30 protein-coding genes, 2 tRNA genes and 4 rRNA genes are annotated in these 26419 nt (G+C 51.8%); 10 read left to right on the forward strand and 26 right to left on the reverse strand.

Annotation, left to right across the window (positions count from 1 at the left end; translation table 11 throughout):
* The first annotated feature begins 84 nt into the window (after window positions 1-84).
* The 4 genes from DG357_RS20570 (at window position 85) to DG357_RS20585 (ending at window position 4238) form a co-directional block, all read left to right on the forward strand.
* Window positions 85-1110, forward strand: a complete 1026-nt coding sequence (locus DG357_RS20570; protein ID WP_028014619.1) for an amino acid ABC transporter substrate-binding protein — start codon at window positions 85-87, stop codon at window positions 1108-1110.
* 67 nt (window positions 1111-1177) lie between these two features.
* Window positions 1178-2359, forward strand: coding sequence for an amino acid ABC transporter permease (locus DG357_RS20575; RefSeq protein ID WP_048959000.1), 1182 nt, complete (start codon window positions 1178-1180; stop codon window positions 2357-2359).
* A gap of 9 nt (window positions 2360-2368) precedes the next feature.
* Window positions 2369-3472, forward strand: a complete 1104-nt coding sequence (locus DG357_RS20580) for an amino acid ABC transporter permease (RefSeq protein ID WP_041907798.1) — start codon at window positions 2369-2371, stop codon at window positions 3470-3472.
* A 7-nt stretch (window positions 3473-3479) separates the two neighbouring features.
* Entirely contained in the window at window positions 3480-4238 is a 759-nt protein-coding gene (locus tag DG357_RS20585; protein WP_041907797.1) for an amino acid ABC transporter ATP-binding protein, read from the forward strand.
* Window positions 4239-4344: 106 nt separating this feature from the next.
* On the opposite strand, the gene rrf (DG357_RS20590) is transcribed toward DG357_RS20585, so the two are convergent.
* From rrf (DG357_RS20590) to DG357_RS20615, 6 genes are all read right to left on the reverse strand, one after another.
* A 5S ribosomal RNA gene (gene rrf / locus DG357_RS20590) occupies window positions 4345-4460 on the reverse strand.
* Window positions 4461-4503: 43 nt separating this feature from the next.
* Window positions 4504-4579: transfer RNA gene (locus DG357_RS20595), tRNA-Thr, on the reverse strand.
* Between the two features lie 14 nt (window positions 4580-4593).
* Window positions 4594-4709, reverse strand: a 5S ribosomal RNA gene (gene rrf / locus DG357_RS20600).
* Window positions 4710-4776: 67 nt separating this feature from the next.
* A 23S ribosomal RNA gene (locus tag DG357_RS20605) occupies window positions 4777-7681 on the reverse strand.
* A gap of 183 nt (window positions 7682-7864) precedes the next feature.
* A tRNA-Glu gene (locus DG357_RS20610) sits at window positions 7865-7940 on the reverse strand.
* A gap of 85 nt (window positions 7941-8025) precedes the next feature.
* A 16S ribosomal RNA gene (locus DG357_RS20615) occupies window positions 8026-9565 on the reverse strand.
* The 16S, 23S and 5S rRNA genes sit together here with 2 tRNA genes alongside, the layout of an rRNA operon.
* A 472-nt stretch (window positions 9566-10037) precedes the next feature.
* Between DG357_RS20615 and DG357_RS20620 the strand changes: the two genes are divergently transcribed.
* A complete protein-coding gene (locus DG357_RS20620; protein ID WP_049138489.1) occupies window positions 10038-10592 on the forward strand; it encodes a gamma carbonic anhydrase family protein in 555 nt (184 codons plus the stop codon).
* On the opposite strand, the gene DG357_RS20625 is transcribed toward DG357_RS20620, so the two are convergent.
* Genes DG357_RS20625 through dprA form a run of 6 tightly spaced genes read right to left on the reverse strand, consistent with a single transcriptional unit; the run spans window position 10568 to window position 14351 of the window.
* Window positions 10568-10816: a DUF1488 family protein gene (locus tag DG357_RS20625; RefSeq protein ID WP_028014624.1), complete on the reverse strand. Its 249-nt coding sequence runs from the start codon at window positions 10814-10816 to the stop codon at window positions 10568-10570. The genes DG357_RS20620 and DG357_RS20625 overlap by 25 nt on opposite strands.
* A complete protein-coding gene (gene aroE / locus DG357_RS20630) occupies window positions 10813-11631 on the reverse strand; it encodes a shikimate dehydrogenase (RefSeq protein ID WP_088204501.1) in 819 nt (272 codons plus the stop codon). Before aroE ends, DG357_RS20625 begins: the two co-directional genes overlap by 4 nt.
* A gap of 4 nt (window positions 11632-11635) precedes the next feature.
* Window positions 11636-12208: an L-threonylcarbamoyladenylate synthase type 1 TsaC gene (gene tsaC / locus DG357_RS20635; RefSeq protein ID WP_045630331.1), complete on the reverse strand. Its 573-nt coding sequence runs from the start codon at window positions 12206-12208 to the stop codon at window positions 11636-11638.
* Window positions 12201-12755, reverse strand: a complete 555-nt coding sequence (locus tag DG357_RS20640) for a DNA topoisomerase family protein (protein ID WP_060571878.1) — start codon at window positions 12753-12755, stop codon at window positions 12201-12203. Before DG357_RS20640 ends, tsaC begins: the two co-directional genes overlap by 8 nt.
* A gap of 26 nt (window positions 12756-12781) precedes the next feature.
* Window positions 12782-13255: a DUF494 family protein Smg gene (smg, locus tag DG357_RS20645; RefSeq protein ID WP_008503477.1), complete on the reverse strand. Its 474-nt coding sequence runs from the start codon at window positions 13253-13255 to the stop codon at window positions 12782-12784.
* Window positions 13227-14351, reverse strand: coding sequence for a DNA-protecting protein DprA (gene dprA / locus DG357_RS20650; protein ID WP_059355522.1), 1125 nt, complete (start codon window positions 14349-14351; stop codon window positions 13227-13229). Before dprA ends, smg begins: the two co-directional genes overlap by 29 nt.
* Before the next feature lie 128 nt (window positions 14352-14479).
* Here dprA and def point away from each other — a divergent pair, with 128 nt between their 5' ends.
* From def to mscL, 5 genes are all read left to right on the forward strand, one after another.
* Window positions 14480-14989, forward strand: coding sequence for a peptide deformylase (def, locus tag DG357_RS20655; RefSeq protein ID WP_006812188.1), 510 nt, complete (start codon window positions 14480-14482; stop codon window positions 14987-14989).
* Between the two features lie 25 nt (window positions 14990-15014).
* Entirely contained in the window at window positions 15015-15962 is a 948-nt protein-coding gene (fmt, locus tag DG357_RS20660) for a methionyl-tRNA formyltransferase (RefSeq protein ID WP_088204500.1), read from the forward strand.
* A 52-nt stretch (window positions 15963-16014) separates the two neighbouring features.
* Entirely contained in the window at window positions 16015-17301 is a 1287-nt protein-coding gene (gene rsmB, locus DG357_RS20665) for a 16S rRNA (cytosine(967)-C(5))-methyltransferase RsmB (protein ID WP_088204499.1), read from the forward strand.
* Window positions 17302-17323: 22 nt separating this feature from the next.
* Window positions 17324-18700 (forward strand): Trk system potassium transporter TrkA, encoded by a 1377-nt coding sequence (gene trkA, locus DG357_RS20670; RefSeq protein WP_014885463.1) that lies wholly within the window; start codon window positions 17324-17326, stop codon window positions 18698-18700.
* 143 nt (window positions 18701-18843) lie between these two features.
* Complete coding sequence (gene mscL, locus DG357_RS20675; RefSeq protein ID WP_028014631.1) at window positions 18844-19254, forward strand: large-conductance mechanosensitive channel protein MscL; 411 nt, start codon at window positions 18844-18846, stop codon at window positions 19252-19254.
* Here the strand turns inward: mscL and DG357_RS20680 are convergent, their stop codons facing one another.
* The 14 genes from DG357_RS20680 to rplR form a co-directional block, all read right to left on the reverse strand.
* Window positions 19255-19470 (reverse strand): alternative ribosome-rescue factor A, encoded by a 216-nt coding sequence (locus DG357_RS20680; RefSeq protein ID WP_028014632.1) that lies wholly within the window; start codon window positions 19468-19470, stop codon window positions 19255-19257.
* A 57-nt stretch (window positions 19471-19527) separates the two neighbouring features.
* Window positions 19528-19953 carry a Zn(2+)-responsive transcriptional regulator gene (zntR, locus tag DG357_RS20685; RefSeq protein WP_028014633.1) on the reverse strand — a complete coding sequence of 142 codons (426 nt, stop codon included), beginning with the start codon at window positions 19951-19953 and terminating at the stop codon, window positions 19528-19530.
* A 2-nt stretch (window positions 19954-19955) separates the two neighbouring features.
* A complete protein-coding gene (locus DG357_RS20690; RefSeq protein ID WP_045630324.1) occupies window positions 19956-20324 on the reverse strand; it encodes a DnaJ family domain-containing protein in 369 nt (122 codons plus the stop codon).
* Window positions 20325-20431: 107 nt separating this feature from the next.
* Complete coding sequence (gene rplQ / locus DG357_RS20695) at window positions 20432-20815, reverse strand: 50S ribosomal protein L17 (protein WP_001216368.1); 384 nt, start codon at window positions 20813-20815, stop codon at window positions 20432-20434.
* Between the two features lie 40 nt (window positions 20816-20855).
* Entirely contained in the window at window positions 20856-21845 is a 990-nt protein-coding gene (locus tag DG357_RS20700) for a DNA-directed RNA polymerase subunit alpha (RefSeq protein ID WP_002919219.1), read from the reverse strand.
* Between the two features lie 25 nt (window positions 21846-21870).
* On the reverse strand, window positions 21871-22491 hold the full coding sequence (rpsD, locus tag DG357_RS20705) for a 30S ribosomal protein S4 (protein WP_004868345.1): 621 nt from the start codon (window positions 22489-22491) through the stop codon (window positions 21871-21873).
* 32 nt (window positions 22492-22523) lie between these two features.
* Window positions 22524-22913 carry a 30S ribosomal protein S11 gene (gene rpsK / locus DG357_RS20710; protein WP_003863312.1) on the reverse strand — a complete coding sequence of 130 codons (390 nt, stop codon included), beginning with the start codon at window positions 22911-22913 and terminating at the stop codon, window positions 22524-22526.
* 16 nt (window positions 22914-22929) lie between these two features.
* On the reverse strand, window positions 22930-23286 hold the full coding sequence (gene rpsM, locus DG357_RS20715) for a 30S ribosomal protein S13 (protein ID WP_013099021.1): 357 nt from the start codon (window positions 23284-23286) through the stop codon (window positions 22930-22932).
* Between the two features lie 146 nt (window positions 23287-23432).
* A complete protein-coding gene (gene rpmJ / locus DG357_RS20720; protein WP_000868187.1) occupies window positions 23433-23549 on the reverse strand; it encodes a 50S ribosomal protein L36 in 117 nt (38 codons plus the stop codon).
* 31 nt (window positions 23550-23580) lie between these two features.
* A complete protein-coding gene (gene secY, locus DG357_RS20725; RefSeq protein WP_003863305.1) occupies window positions 23581-24912 on the reverse strand; it encodes a preprotein translocase subunit SecY in 1332 nt (443 codons plus the stop codon).
* Between the two features lie 7 nt (window positions 24913-24919).
* A complete protein-coding gene (gene rplO, locus DG357_RS20730) occupies window positions 24920-25354 on the reverse strand; it encodes a 50S ribosomal protein L15 (RefSeq protein ID WP_014885468.1) in 435 nt (144 codons plus the stop codon).
* A gap of 3 nt (window positions 25355-25357) precedes the next feature.
* Window positions 25358-25537, reverse strand: a complete 180-nt coding sequence (rpmD, locus tag DG357_RS20735) for a 50S ribosomal protein L30 (protein ID WP_003863301.1) — start codon at window positions 25535-25537, stop codon at window positions 25358-25360.
* A gap of 6 nt (window positions 25538-25543) precedes the next feature.
* The gene (gene rpsE, locus DG357_RS20740; RefSeq protein WP_003863299.1) at window positions 25544-26044 is read right to left on the reverse strand and encodes a 30S ribosomal protein S5; all 501 of its coding nucleotides are present in this window, start codon (window positions 26042-26044) and stop codon (window positions 25544-25546) included.
* 14 nt (window positions 26045-26058) lie between these two features.
* A complete protein-coding gene (gene rplR / locus DG357_RS20745) occupies window positions 26059-26412 on the reverse strand; it encodes a 50S ribosomal protein L18 (RefSeq protein WP_003863297.1) in 354 nt (117 codons plus the stop codon).
* Window positions 26413-26419 lie beyond the last annotated feature (7 nt).

The raw sequence follows: 26419 nt of genomic DNA on the forward strand, positions 1-26419 counted from the left end.
TTATAAACGTTGGCCAATGCCACAGACAGGTTAAGCGCTTAAAAACGCTTCTATAACAATAAATTTCGCCACACAGGATCCATTATGAAAAAGACGATGATAGCCAGCCTGACCGCTGCAGGCATGTTGTTTGCCATAGCCGGTCAAGCCCATGCGGGAACGACGCTGGATGCCGTTAAAAAGAAAGGTTTTGTTCAATGCGGTATCAGCGACGGTCTGCCTGGCTTCTCTTATGCCGATGCGAACGGCAAATTTACCGGTATTGATGTGGATGTCTGCCGTGGCGTCGCAGCAGCGGTTTTTGGTGATGACAGCAAAGTAAAATACACCCCGCTGACGGCGAAAGAGCGCTTTACGGCGCTGCAGTCCGGCGAAGTTGACATGCTCTCGCGTAACACCACCTGGACCTCCTCCCGCGATGCAGGTATGGGGATGTCATTTACGGGCGTGACCTATTATGACGGCATCGGCTTCCTGACCCACAATAAAGCGGGCCTGAAAAGCGCCAAAGAACTGGATGGCGCCACCGTGTGTATCCAGGCGGGTACCGATACCGAGCTGAACGTCGCGGATTATTTCAAAGCAAATAAGATGAAATACACCCCTGTGACTTTCGACCGCTCGGATGAATCAGCCAAAGCGCTGGAATCCGGTCGCTGCGACACCCTGGCCTCTGACCAGTCACAGCTGTATGCCTTACGCATTAAGCTGAGCAATCCGGCGGAATGGATTGTCTTGCCTGAAGTGATCTCCAAAGAACCTCTCGGACCGGTTGTGCGTCGTGGCGATGAAGACTGGTTCTCTATCGTTCGCTGGACGCTGTTTGCCATGCTGAATGCAGAAGAGATGGGCATCAACTCGAAAAATGTTGATGAGAAAGCGGCGAATCCTTCCACCCCGGATATGGCGCACCTGCTCGGTAAAGAAGGTGATTTTGGCAAGGATCTGAAGCTGGATAACAAGTGGGCTTACAACATCATCAAACAGGTGGGTAACTACGCAGAGATCTTCGAGCGTAACGTGGGATCGGAAAGCCCGCTGAAGATCAAACGCGGCCAGAACAATCTCTGGAATAACGGCGGTATTCAGTACGCGCCACCAGTACGTTAAGTCATAGCTGTAACGGGCACTGCTCGGGCAGTGCCCACTCCAGAGTCATGGTTATTGAGGTTTCTTTATGTCCCATCGCCGCTCAGCCGTAAAAGGATCGCTATCCTTTTCTCATCCCGCGGTCCGCGCCTGGCTATTCCAGATTATTGCTATTGTTGCGGTTGTTCTTATCGCCGTGTATCTCATCCATAACACCATTACTAACCTGAATAATCGCGGTATCACCTCCGGTTTTGCGTTTCTGGATCGCAGCGCGGGCTTTGGGATTGTTCAGCACCTTATCGACTATCAGGAGGGTGACACGTACGGACGCGTGTTTGTGGTCGGTTTACTGAATACGCTGTTGGTATCGGCACTTTGTATTGTCTTCGCGTCCATCCTGGGCTTCTTTATTGGGCTGGCGCGTCTTTCTGAAAACTGGCTGCTGCGAAAGCTTTCCACCATCTATATTGAGACGTTTCGCAACATCCCGCCGCTGCTGCAGATCTTCTTCTGGTATTTCGCGGTGCTGCGTAATCTTCCCGGTCCCCGCCAGGCCGTCGATGCGTTTGAGCTGTTTTTCCTGAGTAATCGTGGGTTATACATTCCCTCTCCGCAGGTGGCCGAAGGGATTTACGCCTTTATCGTCGCCATTATTGTTGCGCTCGCGATTTCCGTCGGCCTGTTCCGCTATAACCGTAAGCATCAGATTAAAACCGGACAGCTTCGTAAAACATGGCCAGTTGCCGCTGCGCTGATTGTTGGCTTACCGTTAGTTGCTCACTGGCTTTTTGGTGCAGCCTTGCACTGGGATATTCCTCACCTACGCGGGTTCAACTTCCAGGGTGGTATGGTGTTAATTCCTGAACTGGCAGCACTCACGCTGGCGCTTTCAATTTATACCTCCGCGTTTATTGCGGAAATCATCCGCTCCGGGATCCAGGCCGTGCCTTACGGGCAGCACGAGGCGGCACGTTCACTCGGTTTGCCGAATACCGTGACGCTTCGCCAGGTTATTATTCCGCAGGCTTTACGGGTGATCATTCCGCCCCTGACCAGCCAGTATCTCAACATTGTCAAAAACTCATCGCTGGCAGCTGCCATTGGTTATCCGGATATGGTGTCTCTCTTCGCCGGAACCGTGCTTAACCAGACCGGACAGGCCATAGAAACCATTGCCATCACCATGTCCGTCTATCTAATCATCAGTCTGGCCATTTCGTTGCTGATGAACCTTTATAACCGTCGTATAGCACTGGTCGAGCGCTAAGGATCTATGATGACAAAAGCGATACTGTCGCACTCCTCACGCCCTGCCAGCTCGACGGGTGGACGTTTTATTCTCTGGGCACGCAAGAATCTCTTCTCCAGCTGGAGTAATAGCCTGCTGACGATCGTCTGCCTGTGGCTAATGTGGGAATTGATTCCTCCCCTGCTGAACTGGGCGGTTATACAGGCCAACTGGGTCGGTACAACCCGGGCAGATTGCACAAAAGCCGGCGCTTGCTGGGTATTTATTCATGAGCGCTTCGGCCAGTTCATGTATGGGTTGTATCCCCACGAACAGCGTTGGCGGATTAATCTGGCGCTGGTTATCGGCCTGCTCTCTGTTGCAGTCATGTTCTGGAAAAAGCTGCCTCACCGTGGACGCTATATTGCCGTCTGGGCGGTGGTTTATCCGATTATTGTCTGGGTGCTGCTGTATGGCGGTTTTCTGGGGCTGGAACGCGTTGAAACACGCCAGTGGGGTGGCCTGACGCTGACATTGATTATCGCTTCAGTAGGGATCGCCGGCGCGCTACCGTTGGGCATTTTACTCGCCCTGGGTCGCCGTTCAAAAATGCCAGTCGTACGCGTGCTCTCCGTTATCTTTATTGAGTTCTGGCGCGGCGTACCGCTTATCACCGTACTGTTTATGTCGTCGGTCATGCTGCCACTGTTTATGGCGGAAGGTACAACGATCGACAAGCTGATCCGTGCCCTGGTCGGGGTGATTCTCTTCCAGTCCGCCTATGTCGCTGAAGTTGTACGCGGTGGCCTGCAGGCATTGCCTAAAGGCCAGTACGAAGCGGCGGAATCGCTGGCGCTCGGTTACTGGAAAACGCAGGGGCTGGTGATCCTTCCGCAAGCGCTCAAGCTGGTTATCCCTGGGCTGGTCAATACGATCATTGCTCTCTTTAAAGATACCAGCCTGGTGATCATCATCGGATTGTTCGATCTCTTTAGCAGCGTGCAGCAGGCAACCGTTGACCCTGTCTGGCTGGGTATGTCCACCGAAGGATATGTCTTTGCCGCTCTGATCTACTGGATCTTTTGTTTTAGCATGTCGCGCTATAGCCAGCATCTGGAAAAGCGCTTTAACACCGGGCGTACACCGCACTGAGGAAATTATGAGCCAAATGACTATGACAACCGCCAACGCGATGATTACGCTGGAAAACGTCAATAAATGGTATGGACAGTTTCATGTCCTGAAGGACATCAATCTTAAGGTAAAGCAGGGCGAACGCATCGTCCTTTGCGGCCCTTCCGGTTCAGGTAAATCCACAACCATTCGCTGTATTAACCATCTTGAAGAGCATCAACAAGGGCGCATTGTGGTTGATGGTATTGAACTGAATGAAGATATCCGCAATATCGAACGCGTGCGGCAGGAAGTGGGAATGGTATTTCAGCACTTTAATCTGTTTCCACACCTGACCGTTCTGCAGAACTGTACGCTTGCGCCGATTTGGGTCCGAAAGATGCCGAAACAGGAAGCGGAGGCGCTGGCGATGCACTACCTTGAACGCGTACGCATCGCGGAACATGCCAATAAGTTTCCAGGTCAGATCTCGGGCGGGCAACAACAGCGCGTGGCTATCGCCCGTTCGCTGTGCATGAAACCCAAAATCATGCTGTTTGACGAACCAACATCTGCGCTGGATCCGGAAATGGTGAAGGAGGTTCTGGATACCATGATTGGGCTGGCACAATCCGGCATGACGATGCTGTGCGTCACGCATGAGATGGGATTCGCGAGAACCGTGGCCGACCGGGTGATCTTTATGGATCGCGGGGAGATTGTTGAGCAGGCGCCGCCGGATGAGTTCTTTGCGCATCCGAAGTCAGAACGTACGCGAGCATTTTTATCGCAGGTAATTCATTAGTCGTTTGCTCTGCCGGGTGGCGGCTTCGCCTTACCCGGCCTACGATTTGTGCAGCGCAGAAACGCAAAAAGGCCATCCTTTCGGATGGCCTTTTCACTTATTTGATGCCTGGCAGTTCCCTACTCTCACATGGGGAGACCCCACACTACCATCGGCGCTACGGCGTTTCACTTCTGAGTTCGGCATGGGGTCAGGTGGGACCACCGCGCTAAAGCCGCCAGACAAATTCTTTTACTTCTTGCCGAACTTTAACCTAAGTATAAAGTGGTGCTGATACCCAGAGTCGAACTGGGGACCTCACCCTTACCAAGGGTGCGCTCTACCAACTGAGCCATATCAGCACGCTAAATTTGATGCCTGGCAGTTCCCTACTCTCACATGGGGAGACCCCACACTACCATCGGCGCTACGGCGTTTCACTTCTGAGTTCGGCATGGGGTCAGGTGGGACCACCGCGCTAAAGCCGCCAGGCAAATTCTGTTAATCTGTATCAGGCTGAAAATCGTCTCTCTCACCGCCAAAACAGCTTCGGCGTTGTAAGGTTAAGCCTCACGGTTCATTAGTACCGGTTAGCTCAACGCATCGCTGCGCTTACACACCCGGCCTATCAACGTCGTCGTCTTCAACGTTCCTTCAGGAGACTTATAGTCTCAGGGAGAACTCATCTCGGGGCAAGTTTCGTGCTTAGATGCTTTCAGCACTTATCTCTTCCGCATTTAGCTACCGGGCAGTGCCATTGGCATGACAACCCGAACACCAGTGATGCGTCCACTCCGGTCCTCTCGTACTAGGAGCAGCCCCCCTCAATTCTCCAGCGCCCACGGCAGATAGGGACCGAACTGTCTCACGACGTTCTAAACCCAGCTCGCGTACCACTTTAAATGGCGAACAGCCATACCCTTGGGACCTACTTCAGCCCCAGGATGTGATGAGCCGACATCGAGGTGCCAAACACCGCCGTCGATATGAACTCTTGGGCGGTATCAGCCTGTTATCCCCGGAGTACCTTTTATCCGTTGAGCGATGGCCCTTCCATTCAGAACCACCGGATCACTATGACCTGCTTTCGCACCTGCTCGAGCCGTCACTCTCGCAGTCAAGCTAGCTTATGCCATTGCACTAACCTCCTGATGTCCGACCAGGATTAGCTAACCTTCGTGCTCCTCCGTTACTCTTTGGGAGGAGACCGCCCCAGTCAAACTACCCACCAGACACTGTCCGCAACCCGGATCACGGGTCCACGTTAGAACACCAGCCATTAAAGGGTGGTATTTCAAGGACGGCTCCACGCAGACTGGCGTCCACGCTTCAAAGCCTCCCACCTATCCTACACATCAAGGACCAGTGTTCAGTGTCAAGCTATAGTAAAGGTTCACGGGGTCTTTCCGTCTTGCCGCGGGTACACTGCATCTTCACAGCGAGTTCAATTTCACTGAGTCTCGGGTGGAGACAGCCTGGCCATCATTACGCCATTCGTGCAGGTCGGAACTTACCCGACAAGGAATTTCGCTACCTTAGGACCGTTATAGTTACGGCCGCCGTTTACCGGGGCTTCGATCAAGAGCTTCGCGTTGCCGCTAACCCCATCAATTAACCTTCCGGCACCGGGCAGGCGTCACACCGTATACGTCCACTTTCGTGTTTGCACAGTGCTGTGTTTTTAATAAACAGTTGCAGCCAGCTGGTATCTTCGACTGATTTCAGCTCCGTCCGCAGGGACTTCACCTACATATCAGCGTGCCTTCTCCCGAAGTTACGGCACCATTTTGCCTAGTTCCTTCACCCGAGTTCTCTCAAGCGCCTTGGTATTCTCTACCTGACCACCTGTGTCGGTTTGGGGTACGATTTCGTGTTACCTGATGCTTAGAGGCTTTTCCTGGAAGCAGGGCATTTATCACTTCAGCACCGTAGTGCCTCGTCATCACGCCTCAGTGTTAAAGTGAACCGGATTTGCCTGGAACACACACCTACACGCTTAAACCGGGACAACCGTCGCCCGGCTGACATAGCCTTCTCCGTCCCCCCTTCGCAGTAACACCAAGTACAGGAATATTAACCTGTTTCCCATCGACTACGCCTTTCGGCCTCGCCTTAGGGGTCGACTCACCCTGCCCCGATTAACGTTGGACAGGAACCCTTGGTCTTCCGGCGAGCGGGCTTTTCACCCGCTTTATCGTTACTTATGTCAGCATTCGCACTTCTGATACCTCCAGCATGCCTCACAGCACACCTTCGACGGCTTACAGAACGCTCCCCTACCCAACAACGCATAAGCGTCGCTGCCGCAGCTTCGGTGCATGGTTTAGCCCCGTTACATCTTCCGCGCAGGCCGACTCGACCAGTGAGCTATTACGCTTTCTTTAAATGATGGCTGCTTCTAAGCCAACATCCTGGCTGTCTGTGCCTTCCCACATCGTTTCCCACTTAACCATGACTTTGGGACCTTAGCTGGCGGTCTGGGTTGTTTCCCTCTTCACGACGGACGTTAGCACCCGCCGTGTGTCTCCCGTGATAACATTCTTCGGTATTCGTAGTTTGCATCGGGTTGGTAAGCCGGGATGGCCCCCTAGCCGAAACAGTGCTCTACCCCCGAAGATGAGTTCACGAGGCGCTACCTAAATAGCTTTCGGGGAGAACCAGCTATCTCCCGGTTTGATTGGCCTTTCACCCCCAGCCACAGGTCATCCGCTAATTTTTCAACATTAGTCGGTTCGGTCCTCCAGTTAGTGTTACCCAACCTTCAACCTGCCCATGGCTAGATCACCGGGTTTCGGGTCTATACCCTGCAACTTAACGCCCAGTTAAGACTCGGTTTCCCTGCGGCTCCCCTATACGGTTAACCTTGCTACAGAATATAAGTCGCTGACCCATTATACAAAAGGTACGCAGTCACACCACGAAGGTGCTCCCACTGCTTGTACGTACACGGTTTCAGGTTCTTTTTCACTCCCCTCGCCGGGGTTCTTTTCGCCTTTCCCTCACGGTACTGGTTCACTATCGGTCAGTCAGGAGTATTTAGCCTTGGAGGATGGTCCCCCCATATTCAGACAGGATACCACGTGTCCCGCCCTACTCTTCGAGTTCACAACCTGTGCATTTTCGTGTACGGGACTGTCACCCTGTACCGTGCGACTTTCCAGACGCTTCCACTAACACACAAGCTGATTCAGACTCCGGGCTGCTCCCCGTTCGCTCGCCGCTACTGGGGGAATCTCGGTTGATTTCTTTTCCTCGGGGTACTTAGATGTTTCAGTTCCCCCGGTTCGCCTCGTTAACCTATGTATTCAGTTAACGATAGTGCAACGGATTGCACTGGGTTTCCCCATTCGGACATCGACGGGTCAAAGGTTCATATCACCTCGCCGTCGCTTTTCGCAGATTAGCACGTCCTTCATCGCCTCTGACTGCCAGGGCATCCACCGTGTACGCTTAGTCGCTTAACCTCACAACCCGAAGATGTTTCACTTCATGATTGCGAAAATTTGAGAGACTCGAACACACCATTAAGATGTGTCGTTTCAATTTTCAGCTTGATCCAGATTTTTAAAGAGCAAATATCTCAAACATGACTCGTAAGTCAGTTTTGAGATATGACGGCAGGTGACTTTCACTCACGAACCAGCAAGTGGCGTCCCCTAGGGGATTCGAACCCCTGTTACCGCCGTGAAAGGGCGGTGTCCTGGGCCTCTAGACGAAGGGGACACTGAAGTCTCAATCGCAAGACGCCTTGCTGCTTACTTTTCATCAGACAATCTGTGTGAGCACTACAAAGGCAGGTTCTTTAAGGTAAGGAGGTGATCCAACCGCAGGTTCCCCTACGGTTACCTTGTTACGACTTCACGCCAGTCATGAATCACAAAGTGGTAAGCGCCCTCCCGAAGGTTAAGCTACCTACTTCTTTTGCAACCCACTCCCATGGTGTGACGGGCGGTGTGTACAAGGCCCGGGAACGTATTCACCGTGGCATTCTGATCCACGATTACTAGCGATTCCGACTTCATGGAGTCGAGTTGCAGACTCCAATCCGGACTACGACGCACTTTATGAGGTCCGCTTGCTCTCGCGAGGTCGCTTCTCTTTGTATGCGCCATTGTAGCACGTGTGTAGCCCTACTCGTAAGGGCCATGATGACTTGACGTCATCCCCACCTTCCTCCAGTTTATCACTGGCAGTCTCCTTTGAGTTCCCGGCCTAACCGCTGGCAACAAAGGATAAGGGTTGCGCTCGTTGCGGGACTTAACCCAACATTTCACAACACGAGCTGACGACAGCCATGCAGCACCTGTCTCAGAGTTCCCGAAGGCACCAAAGCATCTCTGCTAAGTTCTCTGGATGTCAAGAGTAGGTAAGGTTCTTCGCGTTGCATCGAATTAAACCACATGCTCCACCGCTTGTGCGGGCCCCCGTCAATTCATTTGAGTTTTAACCTTGCGGCCGTACTCCCCAGGCGGTCGACTTAACGCGTTAGCTCCGGAAGCCACGCCTCAAGGGCACAACCTCCAAGTCGACATCGTTTACGGCGTGGACTACCAGGGTATCTAATCCTGTTTGCTCCCCACGCTTTCGCACCTGAGCGTCAGTCTTTGTCCAGGGGGCCGCCTTCGCCACCGGTATTCCTCCAGATCTCTACGCATTTCACCGCTACACCTGGAATTCTACCCCCCTCTACAAGACTCTAGCCTGCCAGTTTCGAATGCAGTTCCCAGGTTGAGCCCGGGGATTTCACATCCGACTTGACAGACCGCCTGCGTGCGCTTTACGCCCAGTAATTCCGATTAACGCTTGCACCCTCCGTATTACCGCGGCTGCTGGCACGGAGTTAGCCGGTGCTTCTTCTGCGGGTAACGTCAATCGACAAGGTTATTAACCTTATCGCCTTCCTCCCCGCTGAAAGTACTTTACAACCCGAAGGCCTTCTTCATACACGCGGCATGGCTGCATCAGGCTTGCGCCCATTGTGCAATATTCCCCACTGCTGCCTCCCGTAGGAGTCTGGACCGTGTCTCAGTTCCAGTGTGGCTGGTCATCCTCTCAGACCAGCTAGGGATCGTCGCCTAGGTGAGCCGTTACCCCACCTACTAGCTAATCCCATCTGGGCACATCTGATGGCAAGAGGCCCGAAGGTCCCCCTCTTTGGTCTTGCGACGTTATGCGGTATTAGCTACCGTTTCCAGTAGTTATCCCCCTCCATCAGGCAGTTTCCCAGACATTACTCACCCGTCCGCCACTCGTCACCCGAGAGCAAGCTCTCTGTGCTACCGTTCGACTTGCATGTGTTAGGCCTGCCGCCAGCGTTCAATCTGAGCCATGATCAAACTCTTCAATTTAAGTTTGATGCTCGTGAATTAAACTTCGTAATGAATTACGTATGTTCACTCAGAGACTTGGTATTCATTTTTCGTCCGAGGACGTTAAGAATCCATGTCACTTTGAGTGCCCACACAGATTGTCTGATAAATTGTTAAAGAGCAGTGCAACGCGGCTTTCGCTCACCGTTGCGAGGTGGCGTATATTACGCTTTCCTCTTTCAGAGTCAACCCGTTATTTCAGGATTTTTTTTCTCTTCAACCGACCGGGTTAACTGTGAAGTGATTCACATCCGCCGTGTCGATGGAGGCGCATTATAGGGATCCCAATTTTTAGCACAAGTGTTTTTTAGATCTTTTTTTTCGACTGCTGATTTTCCGCGCTTTTCGCTGAAATCCCGCCCGATCTGCTTAAATATTGACGCATTTTGCCTTGCCTCGATCCAATAATATGATCAAGTCTTCCGTATAGCGCTCATCCTTAGAGGTAGTTATGTCTGCAGTGTTACGCCCTTATAAAGATCTGTTCCCCCAAAAAGGCGATCGCGTGATGATCGATGCCACCAGCGTGGTCATTGGTGATGTCCGAATGGCCGATGACGTCAGTATCTGGCCGCTCGTCGCCATCAGGGGAGATGTAAATTATGTGTCGATCGGTGCCCGTACCAATATTCAGGACGGTAGCGTTCTGCATGTTACGCACAAATCCTCTTATAACCCGGAGGGCAATCCCCTCATCATTGGAGAAGATGTTACCGTCGGACATAAAGTGATGCTTCACGGCTGCACTATCGGTAATCGGGTGCTTGTTGGCATGGGATCGATTTTGCTGGATGGCGTGATAGTAGAAGAAGACGTAATGATTGGGGCCGGTAGCCTGGTTCCGCAGAACAAACGTCTGGAAAGTGGTTATCTCTATCTGGGAAGCCCGGTAAAACAGATCCGCCCCCTGAAGGAGGCAGAGATCGAAGGATTAAAATACTCGGCGAACAACTACGTAAAATGGAAGAATGATTATTTGGATCAGGATAACCAAACCCACCCCTGATCGTCTTCCTGCTGCTCGCGGATTAAATCGCTGGCTTCCTCTTCCAGATCCCAGCGATTTTCGCAAAAAACGGCTATCGGGTCTGTGCCGCCAAAACGATGTAACAGCGCTTCTCCATGGATGGCACAGGTAAGCTGCATACCCTGCACCAGCACCGGAAAACAGACCGCCTGCTTATGCTCATCCCAGCTCTCTCTGTCCGGGAAATGAATAGCCTGATTCACGCCGAAAGCTCCTGCTTTAGCTTTTCAATGACCGGCTCGACTGCAGGCAACACCCCGTGCCAGAGCAGTACCGCATGCGCAGCCTGCCCCACCAGCATTCCCAGCCCATCGGCTAACTGTTTCGCACCGTGTTGTTCGCACCAGTTCAGGAAGGGCGTATTCCCTTTCTGATAGAACATGTCATAGAAGTACATGTGCGCGCTGACCAGCGAAGCGGGGATCGCCGGGATTTCGCCACTGATGCCGCTGGATGTGGCATTAATGACAAGATCGAACTCACGTTCGGCAAGATCGTCAAGCGCTACCGCACTTACACTGCCGGTATGCGCAAACAACGCCGCCAGCGCTTCTGCCCGGGAAAAAGTTCGGTTGGTAATGGTCACCGCACAGTCCAGAGAAAGCAGAGGTAACAGTACTCCCCGCGATGCGCCACCCGCACCAATCAGCAGGACCCGGAACCCAGGTTTAATAAACGACAGTCGTTCCAGATCGCTCAGCAAACCTATTCCATCAGTGTTGTCGCCCAGAAGACGTCCGTCCTCAAGCCGTTTTAGGGTATTTACTGCACCAGCAAGAGAAGCGCGCTCGGTCAGTTCATCAGCACGTTCGAAAGCTACCTCTTTAAAAGGAACCGTCACATTCGCACCTTTGCCACCTGCGGCGAAAAAAGCCTTGAGCGTTGGAATAAATGCATCTACCGGTGCCAGTACGCGGCCATAGGGATGATTTATCTGCAGCTGCTCCGCAAATTGCTGATGGATCAGCGGTGACTTGCTGTGTGCAATCGGATTACCAAAAACAGCATAGGTTTCCATGAGATTACCCCTGGCGAAAACGTTCGCCGGTCAAAGCGTCGCGAATTTCAGACGGATTCAGGCGCCCTCCCGTCTCTCCAACAGCAACCGGGAAGTCATTTCCGAACTGTGCCAACACTTCTTCGGTTGTACGACAAGGTGGCAATCCGGTCAGGTTGGCGCTGGTTGAGACCAGCGGTTTACCAAATGCCAGGCAAAGCTCAACCACCAGAGGATGATCGGTGACGCGAACGGCGAGGGAATCAAAGCGTCCGGTCAGCCAGCGCGGTGTTGTCGGCTGCGCCGGGAAAACAAAGGTCACCGGTCCTGGCCATGCGGAGAAAATAGTCTCGCGCTGCGCCGGTGTCAGCATAGAGTCATCAATGTAGGGCTTAAGCTGCTCGTAATTCGCAGCTATCAAAATCAACCCTTTCTCTACGGGTCTTTGTTTTAAGGCAAGCAGGCGGCTCACAGCCGTCTCGCTGTCAGGATCGCAACCGACCCCAAAAACAGCTTCAGTTGGATAGGCGATGACTTTTTCATTTTTCAGCACGTCCACAGCATGCGCGATGGAGCCTGATGGCAGGTTATTATTCACTATTTTGATCCGCCGTTACCGGCTTTCCACATTGTTTGCTAGCGCAGAAGCGTTTCACACCTTGCGCCGTTTTCTTCTCGATAAGTAGCGGATAGTTGCAATGAGTGCAGACGCCCGCTACCGGTTTGAAATTGATAACGAACTGGCATTCAGGGTAGCGATCGCAGGAATGGAAGGTCTTACCATAGCGGGAACGGCGCTGTACCAGCTGACCGCGCTGACACTGAGGACACGCAATCGCCGTTTCATCAGGCTTATCAATTTGTTCCGTATGCTCACATTCCGGATAACGGCTACAGCCAATAAACATACCGAAACGGCCCTGACGTAGCGCTAGTTCACCACCACAAAGAGGACATAGCTGTCCTTCCAGAATTTTGACGATATGTCCATCCGCCTGGCTTTTCAGAGGACGGACATAATCACATTCCGGATAGTGTGAACAACCGAGAAACGGGCCGTGTTTCCCGGACCGAATAACAAGTTCAGCCCCGCACTGCGGGCAGGGCTCGTTTTTATGCACCGTGAATAGTGCTGATTTGGCCATAACAACTCTTGGTGCTACACATAGAATTAATGCAGCATACCTTCATTCACTTCAAAGAGTAATTCTTCCATTTGCTGATAGGCATTTTCACAGCCCGGGATATTAAACAGAACCATCAGAATCACCCATTTAAGATCTTCCAGTTCAAATTCTGCCGTATCCAGCGCCATGACACGCTCTATCACCATTTCTCTCGTTTCGAGGTTCAGCACCTGAATCTGCTCAAGGAATAAGATGAATCCCCGGCAGCTGGCGTCCAGCCTTTCACACTCTTCTGCGGTATAAATGCGTACTGACAACGGGTCAGAAGCAAGCTGCATCGGTTCGGCGAGGCCTTCCTGATAATCAGCCAGTTTTTCCAGCCACATCAACGCATTATAGATATCTTCCCGCTCAAACCCCGCATCGGTAAGATCCTGTGTCAATTTGTCCTGATCCACTCGCATTTCTGCTTCGTTATGGATGTAAGTCTCAAACAAATACATCAGTACGTCGAACATGGCATGCCCTCCTTAATCGGACATAGCCGCCGGGTACAGCTGCGATCCACCCTGCTAACTCCAGTTCGAGTAGCTGTGCTACCGTTACTGGCACAGGTTGGCCGGCACGTTCAGCGACAACGTCAACAGGTGTTACCTCATCTCCTACGTTAGCCAGGAGCTTGGGAAATGGCAATGCCACCTTTCCCTGATCTGATGAATAATGTCGCTTTTCGGGATCTTCCTGCAGACATTGCAAGCCATATTGCAAATTTTCAAGAATGTCCCGCGCTTCTGTTACCGGCGTCGCACCCTGTTTTATCAGCCAGTGTGGTCCTTCACACCCCGGGTTACCAATCGGGCCGGGTAAGGCGAAAACCTCCCTCCCCTGATCGAGCGCGCATCGTGCAGTGACCAGCGAGCCGCTTCGCACTGCCGCTTCAACGACCAATACACCCTGGCTAAGCCCGCTGATAATTCGATTACGACGCGGAAAGTTTGCCGGCCGGGGCTGCGCCGAAAGAGGGAACTCAGACACTATCGCCCCGTCAGCTTCGATAAGCCGCATAGCCAGCGCCTGATGCCGACGGGGATAAATGCTAAACAGGCCGTTCCCCAGTACGGCCACGCTACGCCCTTTTACAGACAGCGCGGCGTTGTGAGCAACACCGTCTATACCGCAGGCCAGTCCGCTGGTGATTGTGAAACCACTTTGCGAAAGTTGTTCGCACAGAATTTTCCCCCATCGTTCTCCATACCATGACGGCGCACGGCTACCCACGACCGCCAGCTGGGCAGCATTAAGCGTTTCAGGGTTACCTTTTACGAATAATGCACCGGGATAATCAGGAATTGCTCGAAGTAAAGGAGGATAAAGCGGATGGGTTGCCGTCAATAAATGATTTCCCGGCTGCTCAAGCCACACCAGACTACGCTCCAGCTCACCCTCATCTGGGGCAAAGAACCGTTCAGCCTGTTTTGCTGACAGCCCGGCGTCTCTGACAGCGGAAGCATCGATATTTTTTTGCTTGTGCAGTCGTGCAGCCGCTTCCAGCATTCCATCGCCACATAATGAACCTGTGTGTATTAGCCGTAGCCATATCTCGATAGACGTCATCCTTTCCCCCTGCCATAAGCGGCCTGCGCAATCATTGCGATTGGTCACTGATGCTGTCAATCGACCCGGGATTTGTCTAGAATAGAAGTAATATTCTTATCAACTCCTGAACACGACTCTGGAAATTTATGGCAGTTTTGCAAGTGTTACATATTCCGGACGAGCGCCTTCGCATCGTCGCTGAACCGGTTAAAGAAGTGAATGCAGAAATCCAGCGTATCGTTGATGATATGTTCGATACCATGTACGCCGAAGAAGGCATTGGCCTGGCGGCGACGCAGGTAGACATTCATAAACGTATTATCGTGATCGACGTTTCTGAAAATCGCGATGAGCGTCTGGTGCTGATCAACCCTGAATTGCTTGAGAAGAGCGGTGAAACGGGCATTGAGGAAGGTTGTCTTTCTATTCCGGAACAGCGCGCTTTGGTGCCACGTGCCGAAAAAGTGAAAATTCGCGCTTTGGATCGTGACGGTAATCCGTTCGAACTGGAAGCAGATGACCTGCTGGCAATTTGCATTCAGCATGAGATGGATCATCTGGTCGGTAAGCTGTTTATCGATTACCTCTCGCCGTTGAAACAGCAGCGTATTCGTCAAAAAGTAGAGAAACTGGATCGTTTGCGCTCTCGCGCATAACGTCCCCCCGGATACAAGGATCATCGTGTCTAAAACACTACGTATTATCTTCGCGGGAACCCCTGATTTTGCAGCGCGTCATCTTGACGCGCTGTTATCTTCTGGTCACCAGGTTGTCGGCGTCTTTACCCAGCCGGACCGTCCGGCTGGTCGCGGTAAAAAACTGATGCCGAGCCCGGTAAAGGTGCTGGCAGAAGAGCATGGGCTTCCTGTTTTCCAGCCCGCATCCTTACGCCCTCAGGAAAATCAGCAGCTGGTTGCTGACCTGAACGCCGACGTAATGGTCGTGGTGGCTTACGGTTTAATTCTGCCAAAAGCGGTGCTTGATATGCCTCGTCTGGGTTGTATCAACGTGCACGGCTCCTTGCTCCCGCGCTGGCGTGGTGCGGCACCTATCCAGCGCTCCCTGTGGGCGGGGGATGTTGAAACCGGTGTCACAATCATGAAGATGGACGTAGGTTTAGACACTGGCGACATGCTGCATAAACTGGCGTGCCCTATTACTGCAGACGATACCAGCGCTACGCTGTATGACAAACTTGCAGGCCTCGGTCCGCAAGGGCTTATCGAGACGCTGCAGCAGCTTGCTGACAATACGGCGAAACCGGAAGTTCAGGATGAGGCGCTGGTGACGTATGCTGAAAAACTGAGTAAAGAAGAAGCCCGGCTCGACTGGTCCTTGTCTGCCGCTCAACTTGAACGCTGCATCCGCGCTTTTAATCCGTGGCCGATGAGCTGGATGGAGATTGATGAGCAGCCAGTGAAAGTCTGGAAAGCGTCAGTCATTAATGGCAATACAGCTGCTGAACCCGGCACGATTATCGACGCCAGCAAGAACGGTATCCAGGTTGCGACAGCAGAAGGGATCCTGAATCTTGAATCGCTGCAACCGGCCGGTAAGAAAGCCATGAGCGCTCAGGATCTATTAAATTCCCGTCGCGAATGGTTTATACCGGGTAATCGTCTTGCCTAATCCAATATATGCTTAAAGCCCGGTGTTTCCGGGCATTTTTATTTTTATAGTTATGAAAAAACAAAATCTACGCAGTATGGCGGCCAAAGCCGTTGAGCAGGTTATCGAGCAGGGCCAGTCATTGAGTAACATCCTGCCTCCCCTGCAACAAAAGGTATCTGATAAAGACAAAGCTCTGCTCCAGGAACTCTGCTTTGGTGTCCTGCGCACCCTTTCTCAGCTTGAGTGGCTCATTAATAAGCTGATGTCGCGCCCAATGACAGGCAAACAGCGCACCGTACATTATTTGATTATGGTGGGGTTTTATCAGCTTCTTCATACACGCATTCCACCTCACGCCGCGCTGGCTGAAACGGTGGAAGGTGCCGTTGCGATTAAACGCCCTCAGTTGAAAGGGCTGATCAACGGCGTACTGCGTCAGTTCCAGCGTCAGCAGGATGAGCTACTGGCTGAATTTGCACAAAGCGAAACACGTTTTCTGCACCCGGACTGGCTGCTGAATCGCCTTAAAAAAGCGTATCCGCAGCAATGGCAAAACATTGCCGAAGCGAATAATCAACGCCCACCGATGTGGTTACGCGTCAACCGTAATCACCACACCCGTGACGCATGGCTGGCATTACTGGAAGAAACCGGAATGAGTGGATTCACGCATGCAGCCTATCCGGATGCCGTGCGTTTAGCCTCCCCTGCACCGGTACATGCTTTACCTGGTTTTGATGAAGGCTGGGTGACCGTACAGGATGCCTCGGCTCAGGGTTGCATGACCTGGCTTGAACCAGTAAACGGGGAACAGATCCTCGATCTTTGCGCCGCGCCTGGCGGAAAAACAACGCACATTCTTGAAGTGGCTCCGCAGGCCAGCGTAATGGCCGTGGATGTCGATGAGCAGCGCCTGTCACGCGTCTACGACAACCTCAAGCGTCTGGGCATGAAGGCTCAGGTTAAGCAGGGCGACGGACGCAAGCCCGCAGAATGGTGTGGTGAAACCCAGTTTGACCGCATTTTGCTGGATGCGCCCTGCTCTGCAACAGGCGTGATTCGTCGCCATCCGGATATCAAGTGGCTGCGCCGCGATCGCGATATCAAGGAACTTGCCCAACTGCAATCGGACATACTTGACGCAATCTGGCCACATCTTAAACCCGGCGGCACGCTGGTTTATGCAACCTGCTCCGTACTGCCAGAAGAAAACAGCCAGCAAATCGCGGCCTTCCTTAAACGTACCCCGGATGCAACGCTGCGCGATACGGGAACGCCTGAATGCCCGGGTCAGCAAAACCTGCCGGGCGCGGAAGAAGGCGATGGCTTCTTTTACGCTAAGCTAATCAAAGAGTGATGTTGAGAACAGGTCACGAGATATGAAAATTATCATTCTGGGCGCAGGACAAGTGGGCGGAACGCTGGCGGAAAACCTGGTTGGCGAAAACAACGACATCACAATCGTTGATACCAACGGGGATCGTCTGCGCGTTTTACAGGACAAATTTGACCTTCGCGTTGTGCAGGGCCATGGCTCACACCCGCGCGTGCTACGCGAGGCAGGTGCCGACGATGCAGACATGCTCGTTGCGGTGACCAGTTCTGACGAAACCAATATGGTGGCCTGTCAGGTGGCCTACTCGCTTTTCAACACCCCTAACCGAATCGCGCGCATCCGTTCTCCGGACTATGTCCGCGATGCTGAGAAGCTCTTTAATTCAGAAGCGGTTCCTATTGACCATCTCATCGCGCCAGAACAGCTGGTTATCGACAATATCTATCGTTTGATCGAATATCCAGGCGCACTGCAGGTGGTGAACTTTGCCGAAGGTAAGGTCAGTCTTGCCGTCGTTAAGGCCTATTACGGCGGCCCGTTGATCGGCAATGCGCTTTCCACAATGCGTGAGCACATGCCGCATATCGATACGCGCGTCGCCGCCATTTTCCGCCACGACAGACCTATTCGCCCTCAAGGCTCCACGATTGTCGAAGCGGGGGATGAGGTCTTCTTCATTGCGGCCTCTCAGCATATTCGTGCGGTGATGAGTGAGTTGCAGCGTCTCGAAAAGCCTTATAAACGCATTATGCTGGTCGGCGGTGGCAATATCGGCGCGGGCCTGGCGCGAAGGCTGGAAAAAGACTACAGCGTGAAATTGATCGAGCGCGATCAACAGCGTGCTTCTGAGCTGGCGGAAAAACTGCAAAATACGATCGTATTTTACGGCGACGCTTCGGATCAGGAATTATTGGCTGAAGAGCATATTGATCAAGTTGATCTCTTTATTGCCGTCACCAACGATGACGAGGCGAATATTATGTCCGCCATGCTCGCCAAACGTATGGGAGCAAAGAAGGTCATGGTGCTTATCCAGCGCAAGGCGTATGTCGACCTGGTTCAGGGCAGCGTTATTGATATTGCCATTTCACCGCAGCAGGCGACCATTTCCGCTCTGCTGAGCCATGTACGTAAAGCGGACATTGTCGGCGTTTCATCTCTGCGGCGCGGGGTGGCAGAAGCCATTGAAGCGGTAGCTCATGGAGATGAAACCACCTCTCGCGTTGTGGGCCGCGCCATCGACGAAATTAAGCTGCCGCCGGGCACTATTATCGGCGCTGTAGTGCGCGGGAATGATGTCATGATCGCCAATGATAATTTGCGTATTGAGCAAGGCGACCACGTAATTATGTTCCTTACCGATAAAAAATTTATTACCGACGTCGAACGTTTATTCCAGCCTAGTCCATTCTTCCTTTAATACGTCGGGGCTCTCAATAGAGCCCCGCACTTTACCCTCTTTATTTCTGTGCCTTTTATTTTCATAACGTTTAATTATCCCGCATGGCAATTGGCTAATCATTTGTTAAACTTATAGTCGTCAGCTGGCACAAGGAGAACATAATGAGTTTTATTAAAGAATTTCGCGAATTTGCGATGCGCGGGAACGTGGTTGATTTGGCAGTGGGTGTCATTATTGGTGCGGCATTCGGCAAGATTGTTTCATCATTAGTTGCGGACATCATCATGCCACCTTTAGGGCTGCTAATCGGGGGCATTGATTTCAAACAGTTCGCGTTCACGCTGCGTGAAGCCCAGGGTGATATCCCGGCAGTAGTAATGCACTACGGCGTGTTTATCCAGAACGTATTTGATTTCGTGATTGTGGCGTTTGCTATCTTTATGGCTATCAAGCTGATTAACCGGCTCAACCGTAAAAAAGAAGAGCCAGCAGCAGCGCCTGCACCAACGAAAGAAGAAGTGTTACTGAGTGAAATTCGCGATCTGTTAAAAGAGCAGAATAACCGCGTTTAATCAGCAGTTAAAAGCAGGAAGGCCAGTGGTAAATAAGCGATTCGCTTGCTTGCCACTGGCCTCCCAGTTACCCCGTTTTGCATGTTTGTCTTTACGCAGATAACTCCCCTTCCCTTTTTTATTCTTTTCAACGCGCTGTCGAAAAAGCGGGTCGTGAAGTAAAGCCTCGATGGCATTATCTTTAATTTGTCCCTTCGTGTGCTGATAGCGGCTCATAATTTCTCCTGAGCATGGTTTATGACGACGGAAGTCTAGACCCGAGTAGATTAAAAATCAACATCCCCGAGTTTCTCCACTGGCTCCCTGTTCAAGGGCTTCCAGAATTGAACAATAAATACTGCTATGAGCCGTTCCGCAGCAGGCATCATTCAACCTTTGCAAAGAGCGCTGCATGGTTTGCAGTTCCAGAATACGGGCTTCAACTTCATCAAGCCGGGCTTGTACGATGCTTTTGGATTCCTGACAAGTGTGATGCTCAGGATCGATGCGGATCGATAATAACTCGCGGATCGAATCAAGCGTGAAGCCAAGCTGTCGGGCGTAGCGTATGAATCTCAGACGTTGCAGATCGTTATCGGTATAAAGCCGAAAGCCGCCTTCCGTGCGTACCTCATGATCGATCATCTGCTGCTTTTCGTAATATCGGATAGTGTCCGGCGTTACGTTCGCGAGCTTTGCAAGTTCACCGATACGGTACATCGCTACTCCTCGTTTATCTTCTTCATCAATATTTCACCGTATTCCCCATGCAGGAATTCCGTGCTCATTCCTGCCTGGCGCAGCTTGAGCTCGATCAGGGCAAGCCTGCGGCTAAGTTCTTTATGTCGAGGATCATCCTGACGGATCCCTTTTAGCAGATCGACAAGTTCAACAGCCTCTCTGCGCTGCTCAAGCTCGGGCGGGAGGCAGCCAGCATTTTTTAGCAAACGGTATCCAGCCCGGAGTTCAGGCGCAATATGCGAATCATCTTCCAGTTCAAGAGGTTCGCCGCTCCCGGGAAGATTGTCGAAATCGCCTTTATTTTGGGCATCGCGAATATGGCGTTCTGCCCACTGGTCAAGCAACCACATCATCAACTCCAGGGGATGAACAAAATTGATACAGGTATTGTAGAGAAGTGGGGATAATGCGGATATAAAAAAACCCGCCGAGGCGGGTTTTTTTACGTTACTGCAGATTACTCTGCAGCAGCTTCTGCTTTCTCTGAACGATCAACCAGCTCGATGTAAGCCATCGGCGCGTTGTCGCCTGCACGGAAACCACACTTCAGAATGCGAGTGTAACCACCGGCACGGCTCGCGAAACGCGGGCCCAGTTCGTTAAACAGTTTTGCCACGATCTCGTTATCACGAGTACGGGCGAATGCCAGACGACGATTAGCAACGCTGTCAGTCTTGGCAAGAGTAATCAGCGGCTCAACTACGCGACGCAGCTCTTTCGCTTTAGGCAGGGTCGTCTTGATGATTTCATGACGAACCAGTGAACCTGCCATGTTGCGGAACATAGCCTGGCGATGGCTGCTGTTGCGGTTCAGTTGACGACCACTCTTACGATGGCGCATGACCTTATCCTTCTCAGTAAAACCTTAACCTGTGATCCGGTTACTCGTCAGCAATGCTTGCCGGTGGCCAGTTTTCCAGGCGCATGCCCAGAGACAGACCACGTGAAGCCAGCACGTCTTTAATCTCGGTAAGAGATTTTTTACCCAGGTTCGGCGTTTTCAGCAACTCAACCTCGGTACGCTGTACCAGATCACCGATATAGTGGATAGCTTCTGCCTTGAGGCAGTTAGCAGAGCGGACAGTCAATTCGAGATCGTCAACAGGGCGCAGCAGGATCGGATCGAATTCTGGTTTCTCTTCTTTCACTTCTGGCTGACGTACATCACGTAAGTCAACGAAAGCTTCCAGTTGTTCTGCCAGGATGGTTGCCGCACGACGAATCGCCTCTTCAGGATCGATTGTGCCGTTGGTTTCCATTTCGATGACCAGCTTGTCCAGGTCGGTACGCTGTTCTACACGCGCTGCTTCAACATTGTAGGCAATACGCTCTACAGGGCTGTAGCATGCGTCGACCAGCAGACGGCCGATTGGGCGCTCATCTTCTTCCGAATGAATTCGGGCAGAAGCCGGCACATAACCACGACCGCGCTGAACTTTGATACGCATGCTAATAGCTGCGTTCTCATCGGTCAGGTGGCAGATCACGTGCTGCGGCTTGACGATTTCAACATCACCGTCGTGGGTGATGTCGGCTGCAGTCACAGGGCCAATGCCAGATTTATTCAGAGTAAGAATAACTTCATCTTTACCCTGAACTCTCACCGCCAGCCCTTTCAGGTTGAGCAGGATTTCAAGGATATCTTCCTGAACGCCTTCTTTGGTGCTGTACTCATGAAGTACACCATCAATCTCAACCTCGGTCACCGCGCAACCCGGCATCGATGAGAGCAGAATACGGCGCAGTGCGTTACCCAGAGTATGGCCAAAGCCACGCTCTAAAGGCTCAAGGGTCACCTTGGCGTGCGTCGAACTCACTTGCTCGATATCTACCAGGCGCGGTTTTAGAAACTCTGTCACAGAACCCTGCATTGTGTCCTCTCTTTGGTACTAAGCTTTACTTGGAGTAAAGCTCGACGATCAGGTGTTCGTTAATGTCCGCAGACAGATCAGAACGCTCAGGCTGACGCTTGAACGTACCTTCCATCTTGCCAGCATCAACTTCCAGCCAGGTTGGCTTTTCACGCTGCTCAGCCAGCTCCAGAGCGGCCTTCACGCGAGATTGCTTTTTCGCTTTCTCACGAATGCTAACAACGTCATTCGCTTTAACCTGATAAGAAGCGATGTTAACAACACGACCGTTTACCATGATTGCTTTGTGGCTAACCAGCTGACGTGATTCAGCACGAGTAGCGCCGAAGCCCATACGGTATACAACGTTGTCCAGACGACCTTCCAGCAGAGCCAGCAGGTTTTCACCTGTGTTGCCTTTCAGACGTGCTGCTTCTTTATAGTAGTTACGGAACTGACGCTCCAGCACACCGTACATACGGCGAACTTTTTGCTTTTCACGCAACTGCACACCATAGTCAGACAGACGCGGTTTACGCGCACCGTGCTGGCCAGGAGCTTGTTCAATTTTACACTTGGTATCGATCGCGCGAACGCCAGACTTAAGGAATAAGTCGGTGCCCTCACGACGGCTCAGCTTGAGCTTAGGACCCAAATATCTTGCCATTTTCTATCTCCAACTAACCTAAAAAACGAGCGTTATACGCGACGTTTTTTCGGCGGACGACAACCGTTATGAGGGATCGGAGTCACATCAGTAATATTCGTGATGCGGAAACCAGCGGCGTTCAGAGCGCGAACAGTAGATTCACGACCCGGACCCGGACCTTTAACCATAACTTCCAGATTCTTGATGCCGTATTCTTTTACGGCTTCAGCGCAACGCTCTGCTGCAACCTGAGCTGCGAACGGAGTGGATTTGCGAGAACCACGGAAACCGGAACCACCGGCTGTTGCCCAACCCAATGCGTTACCCTGACGATCAGTAATAGTAACGATGGTGTTGTTGAAAGAAGCATGGATATGAGCCACGCCGTCAGAGACTTGTTTTCTTACACGTTTACGTGCACGAACTGGTGCCTTTGCCATTATTCAATCACCCCGATTATTTCTTGATCGGTTTGCGCGGACCCTTACGGGTACGTGCGTTGGTCTTAGTACGCTGACCGCGCACTGGCAGACCACGACGATGACGCAAACCGCGATAGCAACCAAGATCCATCAGGCGCTTGATGCTCATGCTGATTTCACGGCGCAGATCACCTTCAACGACAAATTTGGCAACTTCGTCACGCAGCGTGTCGATTTGTCCTTCAGACAGCTCACTGATCTTAACATCTTCAGCGATACCCGCTGCAGCCAGGATGGCTTTAGAACGGGTCTTGCCGATGCCGTAGATCGAAGTTAATGCGATCACAGCATGTTTCTGATCAGGAATGTTAATGCCTGCTATACGGGCCACTATGCACTCCTACTATTTAATATGTACGCACCATGCTGAAAAGCCCGTTTTCAGGATACTCAAATGGAAACGTACAGACATACAAAAGATTGGCTGGCTAATCTAGCCAGCTCAACCCAACTTTGCAAGAAAAATATGCGAAATAATCAGCCTTGGCGCTGTTTATGCTTCGGCTCGGCACTGCAAATCACACGGATGACACCATCACGCTTAACGATTTTGCAGTTACGGCATAATTTCTTGACGGAAGCACGAACTTTCATTTTTACTCTCCGTAACTTCTCAGGCGACCAATTAGCGGCCGTAGCCTTTCAGGTTCGCCTTCTTCAATGCAGACTCATACTGACTGGACATCATAAGAGTTTGCACTTGAGCCATAAAGTCCATAATCACGACAACAACGATAAGCAGTGAGGTCCCACCGAAGTAGAACGGAACTTTCATTGCATCACGCATGAACTCCGGGATCAGGCAGATAAAAGTAATATAAAGCGCACCAACCAAAGTCAGGCGGGTCATTACTTTATCGATATACTTCGCCGTTTGCTCTCCCGGACGAATTCCTGGTACAAATGCACCGGACTTCTTCAGGTTATCTGCTGTTTCACGCGGGTTGAAGACCAACGCCGTGTAGAAGAAACAGAAGAAGATGATCGCAGACGCATAGAGTAACACATAAAGTGGTTGCCCAGGCTGCAAATACAGCGAAATTGTTGTCAGCCAGTTCCAACCAGTACCGCCCCCGAACCATGACGCGATGGTTGCCGGGAACAGAATAATACTGGAAGCGAAGATAGCCGGGATAACCCCCGCCATATTCACTTTCAGCGGTAAATGTGTGCTCTGTGCAGCATAGACACGACGACCCTGCTGACGCTTAGCGTAGTTCACCACAATGCGGCGTTGACCACGTTCAACGAAGACAACAAAGAACGTCACTGCAAATACTAATACTGCAACCAACAGCAACAGGAGGAAGTGCAGGTCGCCTTGACGCGCTTGCTCGATAGTATGGGCGATGGCCGGCGGGAGTCCCGCAACGATACCGGCGAAGATAATGATTGAGATACCGTTACCGATACCACGCTCAGTAATCTGTTCGCCGAGCCACATCAGGAACATCGTCCCTGTGACCAGACTAACAACAGCGGTGAAATAGAATGCAAAGCCTGGGTTTAATACCAGGCCCTGCATACCAGGCATATTCGGCAGACCGGTAGCAATACCGATCGACTGGAATATTGCCAGCACCAGAGTACCGTAACGGGTGTACTGACTAATCTTACGACGTCCAGACTCCCCTTCTTTCTTCAGCTCTGCCAGGGCCGGATGAACGACCGTCAGCAGCTGGATAATAATCGATGCCGAAATGTACGGCATAATACCCAGAGCAAAGATAGAAGCACGGCTGAGAGCACCACCAGAGAACATGTTGAACATTTCAATGATGGTGCCTCGCTGTTGCTCAAGCAGTTTGGCAAGTACAGCGGCATCGATACCAGGGATCGGAATAAAAGAGCCAATACGGAACACAATCAGCGCGCCGATAACAAACAGCAGTCTGCGTTTCAGCTCGCCAAATCCACCTTTGGCACTTTGAAAATCTAATCCCGGTTGCTTAGCCATCTGCTACTTATTCCTCAATTTTACCGCCAGCAGCTTCGATAGCAGCACGAGCACCTTTAGTAACACGCAGGCCACGAACAGTTACCGGAGTAGAAACTTCACCAGACAGGATCACTTTCGCGAACTCAATCTGAATACCGATAATGTTAGCCGCTTTCAGCGTGTTCAGGTCTACAACGCCGCCTTCAACTTTCGCCAGGTCAGACAGACGGATTTCCGCTGTGATCGCTGCTTTGCGAGAGGTGAAGCCGAACTTCGGCAGACGACGGTACAGTGGCATCTGGCCACCCTCGAAACCGCGACGTACGCCACCGCCAGAACGAGAGTTCTGACCTTTGTGACCACGACCACCGGTTTTGCCGAGGCCAGAACCGATACCACGACCCAGGCGTTTACCCGCCTTTTTAGAGCCTTCGGCCGGAGACAGAGTATTTAAACGCATCTCTTACTCCTCAACTTTAACCATGAAGTAAACCGCGTTGACCATACCACGAACAGCAGGAGTATCCTCGCGCTCAACGGTATGACCAATACGACGCAGACCCAGGCCAAGCAGCGTTGCCTTGTGTTTCGGCAGACGACCGATTGCACTGCGGGTTTGAGTGATTTTAATAGTCTTTGCCATGGTCAATTACCCCAGAATTTCTTCAACGGATTTACCACGCTTGGCAGCGACCATTTCTGGAGAATTCATATTTTCCAGGCCATCAATAGTTGCACGAACCACGTTGATCGGGTTGGTGGAACCATATGCTTTAGCCAGAACGTTATGAACCCCAGCAACTTCCAGAACGGCGCGCATTGCACCACCGGCGATGATACCGGTACCTTCTGAAGCTGGCTGCATGAATACACGAGAACCCGTGTGAACACCTTTAACTGGGTGCTGCAGGGTGCCGTTGTTCAGCGCGACGTTAATCATATTGCGACGGGCTTTTTCCATCGCTTTCTGGATCGCTGCTGGAACTTCACGCGCTTTACCGTAACCAAAACCAACGCGACCGTTACCATCGCCTACTACAGTCAGAGCTGTGAAGGAGAAAATACGACCACCTTTAACGGTTTTAGATACGCGGTTTACCGCGATCAGCTTTTCCTGCAGTTCGCCAGCCTGTTTTTCGATGTGAGCCATCTTACACCTCTACCTTAGAACTGAAGGCCAGCTTCACGGGCAGCATCTGCCAGTGCCTGGACACGACCATGATATTGGAACCCGGAACGGTCAAAGGAAACATTGCTGATGCCTTTTTCCAGAGCGCGTTCTGCAACAGCTTTACCTACAGCTGCAGCGGCGTCTTTGTTACCGGTGTACTTCAATTGTTCTGAGATAGCTTTTTCTACAGTAGAAGCAGCTACCAGAACTTCAGAACCGTTCGGTGCAATTACCTGTGCGTAAATATGACGCGGGGTACGATGTACCACCAGGCGAGTTGCACCCAGCTCTTTGAGCTTGCGGCGTGCGCGGGTCGCACGACGGATACGAGCAGATTTCTTATCCATAGTGTTA

The sequence above is a fragment of the Enterobacter bugandensis genome, assembly GCF_900324475.1.
Lineage (GTDB): Bacteria > Pseudomonadota > Gammaproteobacteria > Enterobacterales > Enterobacteriaceae > Enterobacter > Enterobacter bugandensis.